Below are 14,787 nucleotides of genomic sequence, written 5' to 3'. Positions count from 1 at the left end.
TCAGGCCAGCGCGCGCTGCAGATTGGCGCGCGCTGTCGCCTCCAGCCTGGAAAAGAAATAATCGGTGCTGAAAATGCGCGGGCGGCTGGCAAACGAGGCTAGCACTTCGCGCCGCTTGAGCCGGTACAACAGCCCCGGCACCCAGCGGTATTCACGGCGGATTTGCTGCTCGTACTCGGCAAAGCGCGCCTCATCTGCCCCCAGAATGGCCAGATCGATATCAACCAGCAATTGCGCATCCGGCGCTTGCGGCGTGGCGCGATGGCAAGTGGCCATGATCAGCGCATGGATACGCTCCGCTGCGGCAGCATCCACACCGGCAGCCAGGACCACCGCCCGCGCCCAATCGGCACTTTGCTGCTCGTTGTCCTGCCCGCGTACCGCATAGACCGCATCGTGAAACCAGAGCGCCAGCGCCACCTCACCCGGTCGTTGCGCCAGATCACGTGTGGCGGCGAAATGGCTCAGGCATTCGGCCAGATGTTGTTGCGTGTGGTAGTGGCGCTGCGGTTCGGCATAACGCTGTAATAGCGTGTCGCGCAGCGCAGCATCAGGCGTAGGCACACTCAGGTCGGCCCAGGCCTGCTGCCATGCACCTTGCCAGTCTAACCCTGCGCTTGCATCGTTCATCATCCCGCCCTGCCTCAACCTGCGGCGTGATCCCCATCCGGCCGGTGCCACGGATCGACATGGGTCATCAGGTTGAGCACTCTATGCCGTGCCATCACTCGTCGCCTCGCCTCCACGGCGATATCGTGCCCGGCTTCGACACTGATGGTGGCGTCGACCTCGATATGCGCATCCACCACGATCATGTCGCCCATCTTGCGCGTGCGTACATCGTGCACACCCTGCACGCCGGGCGTTTCGCACAGCGTGGCGTGGATGGCAGCCACTTCTTCATCGTCGGCAGCGCGATCCATCAGGTCGTTCAACGCATCCCACGCAAACGACCAGCCCATTTTGCCGACCATGCCGCCAACCACCAGCGCGGCAATCGGGTCGAGGATGGGGTAGCCGGCCAGATTGCCCACCAGCCCTGCACCGACCACCAGTGACGACAAGGCATCAGAGCGGGCATGCCAGGCATTGGCAACGAGCATGCTGGATTTGACCCGCCGCGCCACCGCCAGCATGTAGCGGAACAGCGATTCCTTGGCGACCAGCGCCGCGCCGGCCACCCACAGCGCCACCGGGTGCACTTGCTGCACCAGCTCCGGGTACTCCAGCTTGCGCACCGCCGTCCACACCATGCCCACGCCAACGGCAAGCAGCAAGCCACCCAGCGCCAGCGACGCCGCGTTCTCGAAGCGCTGATGGCCATACGGGTGATCTTGATCGGCATCCTTGCGCGCATGGTGGCTGGCCAGCAGCACCACAAAATCCGAAATCAGGTCAGACAGCGAGTGGATGCCATCGGCCACCAGACCCTGTGACTTGGCCAACAGGCCGACCACGATCTGCGCGATGGTCAGCACCACGTTGACGATCACACTCACCCATGTGCTGCGCGATGCAGCGGCAGCGCGCTCGGCCAGCGACAGCGGGCTGTCTTCCGGGTCATCGTCAGAAACAAAGTTCACATCAGCTCCTCAAATCAGGCTTGCGTCGGCGTGCAGTGCCAACATCTTTGCGTAGGCATCCTCAAGCTGGCGGGTAAAGCGCACGCTGTCGAACAAGGGCGCCGATGTACGCGCAGCGGCCAGCTGCCCGCGCAAGGCCAGCCTGCGGGCCGGATCACGCGCCAGATCGAGCGCCAGCGCCTGATACCCAGCCAGTGTGGTGGTGGCCAGCTCGGGCACACCCATGGCACGCAGCAGGCTGCCCGCCACGCGCGAGGCAAAGGCCGCACCGCTGCAGCTCACTACCGGCACGCCCACCCACAGCGCGTCGCTGCAGCTCGTGTGCGCGTTGACCGGCAGGGAATCCAGAAACAGATCAGCGCATTGCAGCCGCGCCAGATGCTCGGCATGCGGCAAGGCGGGGGCAAAAATCAGGCGGCCAGCGTCAACACCAAGCTTCTCTGCCTCGCGCTGCAGATTGGCAACAGCTGCATCATTACTGGCCAGCAGCCACAGCACGCTGCCCGGTACCTCGCGCAACAGTCCACACCAGATATCGAAAATACCGGGGGTGATCTTGTAGGTGTGGTTGAAACTGCAGAACACCACGCCATCATCGGGCAGACCGCAATCGCTGCGTTGCCGCGCTTGCGGCAAGGCACGCTGCCTGTCATTGGGCTGGTAGCAAGCCGGCAGGCGGATGACCTGCTCGCTGTACAGCGCATCCGCATCCGGTGGAACGATGTATTCGTCAGCCAGCAGATAGTCGATGAAGGGTGCGCCCATGGTGCCGGGATAGGCCAGATAGTTGACCTGTATCGGCGCCGGCCTATGGGCCAGGATGGCCGGCCGGCCGTTTTCGGTATAGCCCTTGAGGTCGATCAGGATGTCGATGCCGCGCTCGCGTATCTTGCGCGCGGCATCGACAAAGGCATCGTCGCGGACATCGGTAAACGTATCGAAGGCACGCTGCAGGCGCTGGCGCATCGCATCGCTGGTATCCGGCCCGCAGGAAAACGCATGCACCTCGAAGCGCTCGCGGTCGTGCAGCTCGAATACCTCGGCCATCAGTTGCGCCGTGGCGTGATCGTGGAAATCGGCCGACAGATAGCCCAAGCGTATCTTGCTGCCGGCAACCCGGGCAGGCGCGGCAGACAACGGGGCAATTCCGGCATAGCGATTGTGCGCCCAGCGCTCGGCACAAAGGCGGTGCTCGGCGGCCGTCGTTTCCGGCAGCACCAGAAACGAAAACGGCGAGAACAGATTGCGCGGGGTCACCGGCTGCGTGAGCGATTGGCGCAGCGGTGCGATATGCGTCGCCAGCTCGTCCCATTGACAGCGTTGCTGCAGCAAATGCGCCAGCTGCATGCGTGCATCGGCGTCAGCAGGGTCCAGCGCGATGGCCTTGCGCCAGCAGTCGAGCGCCTCGTCCGGTTTTTTCAGCGCTTGCAGCACACCGCCCAGACTGCTCCAAACCACGGCATCGGCCATGCCCAGTTCAAGCGTGCGGCGGTATGCCGTTTCGGCCTCGGCCAGCTCGCCCAGCTCCCAGCACACATTGGCCAGATTGAACTGGAATACCGGTTGCGACGGTTCGTTGGCCGCGGCGGCACGGCAGCAAGGCAGTGCTGCACGCACATTGCCGGCATCCTTGTACAGGCTGCCCAGATTGTTATGCACTGCTGCCATGTCGGGCCGCAGCACCAGAATATGCTGATAGGCGTCAATCAGCTCATCGTGCCGACCTAAAGCAGCCAGCAGCTGGCTTAACTCAAGCCAGGCATCCAAAAGATCCGGTTGCAACTGCAGGGCAGTGCGATAGGCAGCAATCGCAGCCTCATGCTGCCCCAGCTGCACCTGTGCCTCCCCCAGCAAGGCATACAGCATCGAACCCGCAGTCATGGCAGCAATTGTGCGTTGGGCCAACCGTACCGCCTCGCCAGGCTGGCCGCATTGCAGCGCCAGACGGCCAAGCAGATAGTTCGCGTCGGGGTGATGAGGCAGCACGGCAAGAATCTGCCGGTAAATGGCTTCGGCCTGGGCTAGTTGGCCATTGCGATGGTGATGCAGTGCAATTTGCAATGCATCGGGTTGCTGCTGGTTGATTATGGACATGCTGTTGTGAACCGGGCGGTCAACTGGAACCAGATGCTATCACGGCACCGCGGCGGCCAAGCTGCGCAAGCGATATCAACCCGCGGTATACAACCTGAAGCGCTCGTTCTGGTCGCCAATACGTGTCCCGCTCCAGATCGGCAACCAGCTGCCATCCGGGGTCTGGATCGGATCACGGTAAGTATCCTCGATCAGCAGGTAGCGACATTCACCCAAGGCATCATGTTGCAGCTCCACCCTTTTGGTGATCGTGCGGCCAAAATAGTGCAGCATGGAACGCTCGGATTCACCCAGGCCAAGACTGGCCACGCAACCGGGATTGTCAGCCATTGCGGTCCGGATATCCACCATCACCTGGCGATAACTCTTGGCTTCATCCAGCCAAGGCAACCATAGCGTCATGGCCAGCGTCCACAAAAGCATCAAACCGGCTGTCCAGCTCATCAGACCGCTGGCAAAGCAACCACGAGTAAACACTGCCGCAGCAACCCACAATGCGGCAGCAACCAGCGCTACAACGCAAGCCAGCGGCTGCAGTGGTGGCTGGTGACTGGAGGGCAGCATACGTACCAGCCACTCCCATTCCGGCATATGGCCAACAAGCAACCCATAACCCCAAACAACCGCAACAAAAATCGCCAGTGCACCAAACAGTATCAGGCTCAGATAGCGGATGATGCGGTCAACACGGCCGCCGTGATCAATCACGGCCGGAAAGGCCAGCATGGCCAGCGGAGCCAACAGCGGCAATGCATACAGCGCCCGGGCTGATGCCGACATCGACAAGGTAAAGAAAATCACCGAGGCAAACAGACCCGGCACAAGGATACGCGGGGTGTTCCATTGCCTGCGCGACACCCACAGCGACCACAACGCCAGCGGTAAAACCGGAAAAGCAAAGCTGGGCACCGAACGCAGGAAATAAGCGGGCTCGGTTGCCGCACCGAGGATGGGTACGGCAAAACCCAGGAAGCGGCCGATGTTGTTCAGCCAGAACCAGTCATAAAAAAGTTGCGGCGAGCGCAGATACAGCAGGGTCGGCCAGATGGCCCCCAAGGGGATAGCAATGGCCAGCGCCATGAGCCAGTGGCGCAGATATTGTTTGTTGCGCCATTGGCGGGACAGTGCAGCCAGGCCCATGCCGGTAATCACGGTCACCCCTGGGATCAACAACCCCTTGGTTAGCAGGGTTACAAGCAAACCCAGTCCCAGTAAAGCGCCTTGCACCCTGCCCGGCTCATGCGCGCGCAGCAGGCCGGCCAGTACCAGCGTGGTACCGAAGAACTGTGCCGTATCGGTAATCATGCAATGACCATGCAGCATCAGCGACGGGCACGCGGCGAGTGCAAGACAGCAGACCACCGCCCCCTGCCGCCCCCAGGCGCGCCACATCGATTCACCCAGCACGGCAAATGCGGCCACCATATAGGCACCACTGGTCAGCCGGGCCGCATCATGCAAGGGCAAGACGCCGGAAAGCAGCTTGGCCAGCAAGGCCGCACTCCAGTAATACAGGGGCGGTTTTTCCATGAAGGGCTCGCCGGCCACGTGCATGACCACCCAGTCACGCCCCTGCAGCAGGTTCAGTATCATACTGAACGTGTAAGTTTCATCCTGCTTCCAGGGGTCGCGCCCCACCAGCCCGGGCATGAAATAGTAGAGCGCCCCCAGCAGGAGCAAGCCCAAGGTCCAGTGCATCTGTGCACTGTTTTTAAAAGAGAATCCCAATAATTCCGGTTGTTTGATATGCATGAAAAAGCAAGGCTGCAGCAGAGCTGCCGGTGTTGGGAAGGCGGCAAAGTGTAGCTTGTTTTTTACAAATTACAATAAACATGCTTACCAAAAAAGGTGCATATCCTTATGCCAATTGGAAATTTGAATAAGATTTCCGCAAAGATAATTGTACTTCCGGATTGTTGCAGGACCTTTACACAATTCGTACATTCCCGCGCACTCGGCCGCTGCGGTATGCGCTAGGCTGGCGCATCTTTACCCGACGAGTGGCGCAATGGAACACCATTCCTTCGCTTTTTCCTTTTTCGTCATGCTGCTGCTGGCAGGCGCCGTGATTGGCGTTTCCGTCGCGATGGCGTGGCTGATCATTCGTCACCTGCACCGCAACCATGGCTAGCCCGCCGCACACCCTGCAGGGCAAGCTGCGAACCATCCTCAGGCAGCATCGCTGGCTATGGCTTGCCGCGTGTTGTGGCCTGATCGGGATCGGGCTGTCGCCGGGGCCATTGCTGACACGCAGCCTGCTGGGCTGGAATATCGGCGCCTGGCTGTACCTGGCACTGGAATGGCATACGATGCTGGGCGCGAGCGTGGAGCGCATCCGCCAGGTTGCGCACGAACAGGATGAAAGTGCCGGAACGGTGCTGGCAGTCGTCACGCTGGGCTGTCTGGCCTGCCTGCTGGCGATCTGTTTCGAGCTGGCGGGCAACAAGGGCCACGCGTTGACCGCAGGTTCATTGGCACTGACCGGGGCGACGCTGCTGAGCACCTGGCTGCTGCTGCCTACCGTCTTTGCCGTGCACTACGCCCACCTGTTTTACCAGCACAACGCGCAGGCACGCCCGCTACAGTTTCCCGATACCGGGTGCGAGCCGGTTTACTGGGACTTCCTCTACGTCAGCTTCACGATTGCCCTGGCGGCGCAAACCGCCGACGTAGCCATCACGTCCACCCGTGCCAGACGGCTGGTGCTGGCCCAGTCCATGCTCGCCTTCGTATTCAACATGAGCATACTGGGCTTGTCGATCAATGTCGGCGCCAGCCTGCTGGCCTGAACCGACATCCGCCAGGCATTGCGTCATACCGTCCGGACCGCCGGCAAAAACCATGACGCAATGCAGGCAAGGCTTACGGCGAGTGAGGTTGCTCAGCGGGGCCGTGTGGCCCGCTCAATAGCCTACCCACGGCCCGTTGCCTTGCAGCGAGCTGCGCTGTTCAAAGCCGTACCACACTCGTTTACCCAGGAAAAACGGCAGCCCCCAGTCAAATGCGCCACTGGCAAAAGAGATCGGGGCGCCGATGTTGCCGTAGACAAAGCTGCTGCTGTTCAGCGTCGACCAGTTTGCCACCGAAAAGGGGGTTGGCCAGGCACGGTTGTCACCCCCCACGTTGGTTGCTGACGTATTAAGCACGCCCGCTGATGGCGCATACTCCCCGTTGCCGTCCACCGGCAGACTGCCATCCCGAAAATAGTATTCCTGGGAGCCCGTATCGAAAAAGCTGCGGACGTAGCTGCTCCCGCCATACACCGTGGTGAAGAAACCGGTTCCCTCCGATACACGCACCAGCTGCGTGGCCGCGCTGCTTGCGTTGTTGGCCTGAGTGTCCAGCCCGAAGACAAGCTGCCCCCCGATGCTGGATGCCCCCGCATAAGGCGGTGCATCCAGCTTCAGGATCAGCCCGTTGTTATCAGTGGCAAAGGCAAACACCGGGTTTTGCAGCTGGCTGGCAAGCGCCATGCTGGTTGCGGTGCAGGAACTGGCGCCCGATGGACACTGGTAATACGTGGCGGGATAAGCCGTATTGGCACACAGGCTGCCACAGTCGTAGGGCGAGTTGGCCACCCCGAGTATTCCGTTACCCCCCAGCGCCGCCACTGTGCCGCTATTGCTGCCGCCTTGCGCGCAGGTACTGGGCACCGTGGCATAGGCGGGATCACTCATTAGCTGTACGGTCTGGTTGCCGGCCAGCTCCCCGGCCATGCGGATATCCAGCTTGCGGGCCGAGCCATAGGTATAAGACGTCACGAACTGCTGGCAGACCGTTACCGGTGCCCCGTTTGCGCTCGTGAGCTGGGGCACACCCGCCAGCGTCAGCGCACTGCTCAACAGCCGCAAGCCGGATGAGCCGGTATCGACCACGACATGGTCTATGGTCTGGCAACTGGCGGTGCCGGGCTTGCATACGGTGACCGATGTGTAGAGGCGGTTGATGGTGTTGAAGGTGCCGTCGACGACCAAGGCCTGCGTGTTGGCGGTGTTGCTGGGCACGGGTGTGGGAATTGGTATGGGTGTCGGCGCAGGTACAGGGGTGGGTACGGACGTTGGCGATGCCGTTGGCACAGGGCCAGGTGTGGGGGTAGTGGGTGGTTGCGGTGTCGGGCTCACCCCCGGTGCAAGCGTCGGCACGGCGGTAGGCAACGGGATCGGCGCCTGCGTGGGCGATGAACTGCCTCCCCCGCCACCACCACCGCATGCAGACATAAGCAAGCAGCCTGAACAGATCAGCACGCGCCACGCGATGTTCATGGCAACCTCCACTCAGCGCAGCAACACGGCAGGGTCAAATCCCGCCGGCAGCAGTGACGCCAGGTAGGCATAGCCAAAGAAGGCCTTGGGGTGCCCGCCAGCATGAATGACCAGATCGCCATCCTGTCCCTGGGCGGGTGCGTTCAGGCCGCGCGGCAAGGCGCGGGATGCCATGGCCTGATAGTGGCTGGCGTGGCTGCCCAGCAATGCAGGCAGATCAGGCCTGAACGGCCCCTGCCAGCTCACCGCGAAAACCTGCCCTTGTGCATTGACATACTCGCTGACACTCACGCCCGCAGCATCAACCGCAGCATGGATGGTATAGCTTGGCAGGCCACCGGCGCTCAAGGCGGCAACCGGACGCACCGGCAAATCCGGGGCGGCCCCCAGCGCACCCCATGCGCCGGGCGCAGCCAGCAGCAGAAAAATCGTTCCGGTCCTGAATCCCTTACCCATCACGGTCTCCAGCGCGTCCAATCCGCCCGGCGACTGCGGCACTTGCCCCAGTCCGCAGCCGGCATGCCTGGCTACAGCATAGCTGGAACCGGCATGAAAAAGCCCCCGCAGTATGGCGAGGGCTGCTTCATCGATAAACGTTTGCGATCAGGACTGGCTGACAAAAAAATAACCGTTTTGTCCGCCATCCGTAGTCAGGATGTTGAAGCGACTGGTCTGCGGATCAACGAACGCAATGCCTTTGACGGTGCTGCCACTCAATTTGCAGCTGCTTGCAGCAAATGTAAATGACACGTCATACAGGTTGCCGCGCGCATGGGGGGCGATCTTGCCAGTGAAAGTACAACCCGTTGTTCCCAAGGTGCCTTTGACCACACCCGTGGTATCGATCAGCACGGTGCTGGTATCACTGGACGCCAGCAGCGAGCCAGTACCGGTATAACTGCCCACGATGGCGCTCAATGCAGGGATAGTGTTGTAGGTAACATTGAAATTGCTGGTAAAGGTTGAGATCGTACTTGTCGACAGATACTGCAACTTGCCATTGAAACGGATGCGCGGCACATAGTAGGCCGAAGCCAGCACTGCATCGGTGTAGGTATTGCTCTCGACGTTGTATTCACGGGCAACCATGCCGGCGAAATTGTTGTCGGACGCAGCACTGCCAGCCCCCGCCACCACTGCAGCCAGCACATTTGCGTCGGTTTTCTTGGAGTAAGTGATCCAGAACGAGCTGTCGTCCAGCACCAGCGCCCTGAATGCCCGGCCATCGGCCATCGTGCCCTGCCAGTACCCCTCAGCTGTTGTTGATGGCGCCGGCGTGGGTGTCGGGCTGACTGTCGGGGTCGGGGTCGGCGTTACCGAGCCACCATCGGGCGTTTCGGCACTGCAGGCAAACAGGGTGGCAACGGCAGCACACAGGCCCAGCCGGCAAAGGGTCGAATCAAGTATGGTCATGAAACAAGTGGTCCAGGGTGATCGGGGGTATCTTACCGCAGCGGCACGCTCGCGGCGCTGCAAGGCGGCATTACACGCATGTCAGCCCAAGCGGCACGCAGTTGCAAACACACTGCGTGCATGACTGGAAAAACACGCTTGTCTGTCGCCAGACCTACACCAGACCCGCCCGTTCGCAAAAAATTCCCTGCCCACATGAATTTCAGGCTGGAGTCACCCAGGCCCGGCGCGATCAACCCGCTGGCGCACGCGCCGGATCATGCCCGTTGCGCCACAGTGGCCTCGCCATCGGATTGTATGGTGCGCCGTGCCAGTAACGCGTTTCGCTGGTTGCCACAAAGCCGTGCCGGGCATAGAAGCGAATGGCATTGTTGGCTGAAAACACGGTGAGCTGAGCGGCATCGCCCGCGCCGGCCACCCAGGCAGCAGCCTCTTCGAGCAAGGCACTGCCTATCCCCCTGCCCTGGCGTTCGGGCACGACGAAAAGCTGGTGGATGTGCGCCTGCGGGGATATCGAGATGAAACCGGCAAAGACAGCCTCATGCCATGCAGCCAGATAACGGTAGCCGCTGGCAATATTGCCGCGTGCGTTGGCAAGCGTGTTTTCGCGGAGAAATACGGCTTGCGCGGCCTCATCCATTTCATGAAAGAAGAAGCGCACGGCCGATTGCTGCAGCAAGGCAATGGCCCGCACCAGATCATGCTCGTTGCAATCCGCAATATGCAGCTTCTCCATCACCTTCATCTCCGGCAAGCACTCGCCCTGCCCCGGACCGGGCAAAGCATGACCTCATCGCACCCAAAGCCTGCGTTCTGTCACACAGCCAGCATAGCAAGCTGTGCGCTGCAACAGATGGCAGTTTAGAGTCGCCAGCAAAACCCGGTATAGCAGTGCTGGCAAGGCAGGCGAAACGCAGACAACACAAGCTAAACAGCAAGTGCGCGAACGCTGCCAGCGGGTTGCGTTGGCTGCGCCTAATGCAGCACGACCTCGGCCATTTTCGGCAGGCGTATTTCGGTCACGGTGCCGCTGTCGTCCAGATAAAGATACAGCCCCAGCAGGCGCTGGCCTTCGGCCCTCAGTGCATCACTGGCACCGGCAAGGTCCTCGGCATGCAGCCAGCGTGCGCCAGCCAGGCTGGGCGCCTGGGGGCGCGCAACCAGCAGTTCAACCAGTTCATTGGAAATCCGCAACACGTGCTTGCGGATTGCAGCGGATTCGGAAAAGCGAAAACGGGGTGCAGTAGCCACGGCCAGACTCCATATAGAACAATCGTTCTATATGCTATGCCATTACCATCCTGTGTGCAAGCATCTTTTGGCCGGCTTGCCCCCGGTGCAAACTCGCCTGCCCGGCGCTTTGGCTATTGAGCCTGGCCGCTGCCCATATAGGCATCAAGCTTGGGTTTGATGCGCTCGTAGTGCTGCTCCATCAAGCTGGAGCAGATTTGCGCCTGCTTGCCTGCATTTTCGAAATAGGCAGTCGGATCGCCGTTCTTGATGTTCTTCCGGGCATTGGCCATGGCTTTGTCGGTGCTGGCCTGCATGCGTGCCTTGGCGGTTTTTTCATCCGACAAGGCAATCCCGGCCATCAGATACATGCCCACCATGGTTTGCGTCTGCATGCTTTGTTCCGGCGTGAAAATTTTGTACTGGTCACCCGCCTGCTTGAGGATGGATACCTGTGCCGAGCAATCGATAAAGCGCTCGGCCAGTGCCGCATCCGGATTACCCTTGGCCAGAGCGATACAGGACAGCACGGGCAGCAATAGCGCCGGGATCAAACGAAGGGAAAACATGGCAACTCCGGCACGGTCATCGTCAGGATCAACCGGGTGACATCCACCCGGTCATCGGTAGCCGTACAGTGTGGCGCAAAGCAGCCATCAGGGCCAGCACCGGCCTTCCCCCGGGCAACCGCGCATTGCGCGCATGCAACGTTGTGCCGCCGGCCTGTCGATCACTGGCCATGATTCAGGAAATTGACTGGCTGGAACTTGCTGCGCAAATAGTCGCCATGCGCAGCCAGCTTGCTGGCATCTTCGCTGAAGATGTCCTCGCCGATTTCGGCAACCTCGCGGTCCAGCAGCACCAGTTGCTCTTGCAGCAATTGCTTCGCAGTCTTGCCGTCGCGTATCGGGTGCAGCGCGGCAAAACTGGCTGGCAACGCCGCATAATTGGCAATGGTGCCGGCCAGATCACGGCGCACCACATTGTCCAGCTCCATGCGCGCCGGCAACGGCAGGCTTGCGCTCTCCAGACGCGGCAAAAGCTCGACCACCCGGGCGCGTATGCCGGTGAGCTGCTGTTGTGCCTCGGCCGGCAATACGCGGCGCGCGCTGTCGATCAGGGCATCCAGCATGTCCAGCAAGGGCATCTGCGGCGGCAGTTCGCTGGCCAGCTGTGCACTGCGCGGGCTGACCAGCCAGCCGAATGCATAGGCCGCCACGGTCATGGCAAACCACCACGCGTCAATGACACCAAACAAGTAGAGGCCAAGCACGGACAGCGCGCACAAACAGCCCACAATATTGCCTGTGCCATAGAAAAACAGCGCCAGACGGGTCGACAAGGGCATTACTGGTATCCCCGGATTTCCTTGAACGCCGCCTGCAGCCCGGCTTTGCTGCCATCGAATACGCGGCCGCCGCTGGGGCCGGTCAGCGCTTCCAGCTCATCGCGGCTGGCCTCGCCAAACTGCACGGCAAAGATACGGATGCGGCGTTGCTCAGGCCGCAGGCTGGCAAACCACTGCACAAACTGCTGCGATGTCAGCCCGTTGTTGTTTTCGCCGTCGGTCATCAGCACCAGCGTATAGACGCGATCCGGGTTGCGTGCCTGCCGTGCCAGCGCATTCTGGTAGGCCGTTTGTGCGGCGCTGTAGATGGCGGTACCGCCGCCTGGCTGCAACTGCAGGGCAAAGTCACTGATCTGGTCCAGTTCTGCGGTGTTGTCCTTGGCCTGCTCTGCCAGCGTCCAGGTGTGTTGCTCATGCACCACGTCCGAGAAGGTCAGTACCGAGATGCTCTCGCGGGCGCGGAAGCGGCTGAAGCGCCCGCTCAGGCTGGCGTCGCTACCGGCCAGGCCGGCAATGGCGCCGCGCAACTGCTCAATCCGCCCGCCCTTGCCCATCGAACCACTGATGTCGATCACGAAGGTAGAGTCGGCCGGGCGGCGGAATTCGTTCTGATAGCCGTCCAGCAACGCATCCACCACCGCCAGCTTGGCGGGAAAGGCCAGCTCGAAGTATTCGCGGCGCGGCATGGCCGCATCCATGGTGGGATCGAGCGGCTGCCGGTAGGTCTGCGCCGTCATCGCTTTCTGGAACTCCGCCCCCTTGAGGTAAGCCACCAGCTTGTCATAGTCGGCCCGCTTGGCCGGGTTGATCAGCATCAGCGGGTAATCGGCGGTAATCACGCCGTCCTTGGGATAGACCAGCACCAACTGCTCGTGCAGCTTGCCGCCCTGGTTGAGCGCATGCAGCGACGACGCATAGTTGACGATGCCATCCAGCCTGTCCTGCTCGCCGACATAGGCATCCAGCAGCCAGCCGGACGAGCCCGCCGTCAACGACTGGGCACGGGCAAAGGCCGTCAGCGCCGTCTTGTTGATGTCCTGGGTTTCCAGCGCATCGCCCTTGCCGGCCACGGCCGCAGCCAGGCCCAGCACGGCAGAGAATCCCGAATTGGAGCTGGCCGGATTGGTCATGGCAAAGCGGAACTGCCCGGCCCCCGCCACTTTGGCGATATCGGCCCACGTGGGCTGCCGATCGGGTTTATCCCAGCCCAGCGCCTTGGCCTTGCTGGCTTTCACCCCCAGCACCACCGGGGAAATCATGGTGCGCTCGCTGGCCTTTACGCGCTCACGCACGGCGGGATCAAGCAATGCGTATTTGTTGTTGGCGATCCAGGCCAGATCGAAGGACGCCCCCGCCTGCAACTGTTCGATCACGTCGAGCGAGCCTGCATATTTGAGCTGCAGATGCAGGCCGGTGGCCTGCTCGATCTGCGGCAGCAGCGGTTCGATGTCCTTCAGTTCGGACCCCGCCAGCACCGTCAAGCCAGGCTTGGCCGAAGCACCGGCCTTGTCGCCCGCCGGTGCCGATTTGTCACCGCAGCCCGCCAGCAGCAGCACCGCCAGCAAGCCCAGCAAATAGCAACGCAATTTCATGCTTTCCCCCGCGCCATACGCGCGTTTCAGAGCTTGACCGGGCCGCCGAGCGCGACGTTGGACACGGTTTCGCGCAGCGTTTCGCCACGCGCACGGTCCACATAGACTTGCGCGCGCTCCACTTGCTGCCGGATCAGCTCGTTGTTCTTGCCCATCACGCCAATGGCTTCGGAGCGGAACTTGTCCATGGTGTCGATGGCGGCAAATGTCTGGTCGAACATTACCTGCAAGCGCTCGACGCCAATCAGCGGGTTGCTGGCGAACTCGCCGGTCTTTTGTACGTGTGTATTGAGCGCCTTGCCGGATTGCTCGATCAGGTCACCCACGGTTTCGGACACGCCCTGCAGCATGTTCATCACCTCGATCTGGTTGCCGGTGGCACGCGCCACGGTTGTGGCCACGGCCAGCGCCGACATGCCGGTGGTGGCCACGCGGCTGCAACCGTTGGACATTTCACGTGCGGTTTTCTTCAGCACATCCATGGCCAGATAGCCGTTCACACAGACTGCCATTTGCGTCTGCATGTCGGTCAGGTTCTGGCGGGCATAGAACAGCACTTCCTGCTCCAGCGCGCGGGCGCGATTGGGGTCGGTCGCCTTCAGGCTTTCCACCTGGCTGGCCAGACGGCCATCCAGTTCGCGTGCAAAGTGGATGGCGCCGTTGAGCTTCTGCATGCCATCCCACAGTCGCTGCTTCACGCTTTCGATCTCGACCGCGTCACGGCTCATGTCGTCGCGCGCTGCGTAGACCTGCTGCAGCGCGGTGTTGAGCTGGCTGCCGGCCGATTGGAACTTGCGGAAATAGGCCTTGAGCTTGTTGCCGAACGGGATGATGCCCAGGATGCGGTTCTGCGACAGCAGATCACCCTGCTTGCCGGGATTCAACTCGTCCAGCTGATTGCGCAAGCTGCTGATGGCCTTGAACGCGGCCGAATCTTCCATGCCGACGAAATTGCGCTCCATGAAGCGCCCGCTCATCAAGCCAGCCGCCACCGAGATTTCCTCGCGGCCCAGATTGAAGGCGGAATCGAGCTTCTGCTTGAAGCCGTCGCTGTTGACGTCTTCGGCCAGCAAGGCGGTCATGAAGCGACCAACCTGATCGTCGATGCTGGTCTTCAGCTCCGGCGTCAGCGGCGCCATTTCCGGCGCTTGCGCCGGTGTTACCGGTTGCACCGGCTCGGGCGGGGTCAACACCAGCGGCTCGGGGGCAGTCAGGGTCTGGGTCATGCGGGCTACTCCTGCGTGTTGATGAGTGATGGCGGGGCT

At 61.5% G+C, this 14,787-nt stretch carries 15 protein-coding genes; 2 read left to right on the top strand and 13 right to left on the bottom strand.

Annotation, left to right across the window (positions count from 1 at the left end):
* The 4 genes from B9A19_RS15915 to B9A19_RS15900 all read right to left on the bottom strand — a co-directional run bounded on the left by B9A19_RS15915 (window position 1) and on the right by B9A19_RS15900 (window position 5,375).
* The gene (locus B9A19_RS15915; protein WP_084091991.1) at window positions 1–633 is read right to left on the bottom strand and encodes an HD domain-containing protein; all 633 of its coding nucleotides are present in this window, start codon (window positions 631–633) and stop codon (window positions 1–3) included.
* 11 nt (window positions 634–644) lie between these two features.
* The gene (locus B9A19_RS15910) at window positions 645–1,583 is read right to left on the bottom strand and encodes a cation diffusion facilitator family transporter (protein WP_084091989.1); all 939 of its coding nucleotides are present in this window, start codon (window positions 1,581–1,583) and stop codon (window positions 645–647) included.
* Window positions 1,584–1,592: 9 nt separating this feature from the next.
* Window positions 1,593–3,677 carry an O-linked N-acetylglucosamine transferase, SPINDLY family protein gene (locus B9A19_RS15905; protein ID WP_084091987.1) on the bottom strand — a complete coding sequence of 695 codons (2,085 nt, stop codon included), beginning with the start codon at window positions 3,675–3,677 and terminating at the stop codon, window positions 1,593–1,595.
* 75 nt (window positions 3,678–3,752) lie between these two features.
* Complete coding sequence (locus B9A19_RS15900) at window positions 3,753–5,375, bottom strand: ArnT family glycosyltransferase (RefSeq protein ID WP_084091985.1); 1,623 nt, start codon at window positions 5,373–5,375, stop codon at window positions 3,753–3,755.
* A 310-nt stretch (window positions 5,376–5,685) separates the two neighbouring features.
* Between B9A19_RS15900 and B9A19_RS23360 the strand changes: the two genes are divergently transcribed.
* On the top strand, window positions 5,686–5,808 hold the full coding sequence (locus B9A19_RS23360) for a hypothetical protein (protein WP_281249578.1): 123 nt from the start codon (window positions 5,686–5,688) through the stop codon (window positions 5,806–5,808).
* A complete protein-coding gene (locus B9A19_RS15895) occupies window positions 5,801–6,466 on the top strand; it encodes a DUF1345 domain-containing protein (RefSeq protein ID WP_084091983.1) in 666 nt (221 codons plus the stop codon). The genes B9A19_RS23360 and B9A19_RS15895 overlap by 8 nt, the downstream gene beginning before the upstream one ends.
* Before the next feature lie 114 nt (window positions 6,467–6,580).
* On the opposite strand, the gene B9A19_RS15890 is transcribed toward B9A19_RS15895, so the two are convergent.
* The 9 genes from B9A19_RS15890 to B9A19_RS15850 all read right to left on the bottom strand — a co-directional run bounded on the left by B9A19_RS15890 (window position 6,581) and on the right by B9A19_RS15850 (window position 14,748).
* Window positions 6,581–7,681 carry a DUF3443 family protein gene (locus tag B9A19_RS15890; RefSeq protein ID WP_176216969.1) on the bottom strand — a complete coding sequence of 367 codons (1,101 nt, stop codon included), beginning with the start codon at window positions 7,679–7,681 and terminating at the stop codon, window positions 6,581–6,583.
* 270 nt (window positions 7,682–7,951) lie between these two features.
* On the bottom strand, window positions 7,952–8,395 hold the full coding sequence (locus B9A19_RS15885; RefSeq protein WP_084091979.1) for a DUF2844 domain-containing protein: 444 nt from the start codon (window positions 8,393–8,395) through the stop codon (window positions 7,952–7,954).
* A 147-nt stretch (window positions 8,396–8,542) separates the two neighbouring features.
* Window positions 8,543–9,352, bottom strand: a complete 810-nt coding sequence (locus B9A19_RS15880) for a hypothetical protein (protein ID WP_139798906.1) — start codon at window positions 9,350–9,352, stop codon at window positions 8,543–8,545.
* A gap of 232 nt (window positions 9,353–9,584) precedes the next feature.
* Window positions 9,585–10,088: a GNAT family N-acetyltransferase gene (locus B9A19_RS15875; protein WP_176216968.1), complete on the bottom strand. Its 504-nt coding sequence runs from the start codon at window positions 10,086–10,088 to the stop codon at window positions 9,585–9,587.
* A gap of 239 nt (window positions 10,089–10,327) precedes the next feature.
* A complete protein-coding gene (locus B9A19_RS15870) occupies window positions 10,328–10,603 on the bottom strand; it encodes a hypothetical protein (RefSeq protein WP_084091973.1) in 276 nt (91 codons plus the stop codon).
* A 113-nt stretch (window positions 10,604–10,716) separates the two neighbouring features.
* Entirely contained in the window at window positions 10,717–11,151 is a 435-nt protein-coding gene (locus B9A19_RS15865) for a hypothetical protein (RefSeq protein ID WP_139798904.1), read from the bottom strand.
* A gap of 161 nt (window positions 11,152–11,312) precedes the next feature.
* On the bottom strand, window positions 11,313–11,930 hold the full coding sequence (locus B9A19_RS15860) for a hypothetical protein (RefSeq protein ID WP_084091969.1): 618 nt from the start codon (window positions 11,928–11,930) through the stop codon (window positions 11,313–11,315).
* Window positions 11,930–13,522, bottom strand: coding sequence for a substrate-binding and vWA domain-containing protein (locus tag B9A19_RS15855; RefSeq protein ID WP_084091967.1), 1,593 nt, complete (start codon window positions 13,520–13,522; stop codon window positions 11,930–11,932). Before B9A19_RS15855 ends, B9A19_RS15860 begins: the two co-directional genes overlap by 1 nt.
* Before the next feature lie 26 nt (window positions 13,523–13,548).
* Complete coding sequence (locus B9A19_RS15850; protein ID WP_217807092.1) at window positions 13,549–14,748, bottom strand: toxic anion resistance protein; 1,200 nt, start codon at window positions 14,746–14,748, stop codon at window positions 13,549–13,551.
* Window positions 14,749–14,787 lie beyond the last annotated feature (39 nt).

Source organism: Andreprevotia lacus DSM 23236 (assembly GCF_900176275.1).
GTDB lineage: Bacteria > Pseudomonadota > Gammaproteobacteria > Burkholderiales > Chitinibacteraceae > Andreprevotia > Andreprevotia lacus.
Note: the sequence above shows the minus strand (reverse complement) of the source record. Positions and strands in the feature narration are given on the sequence as shown.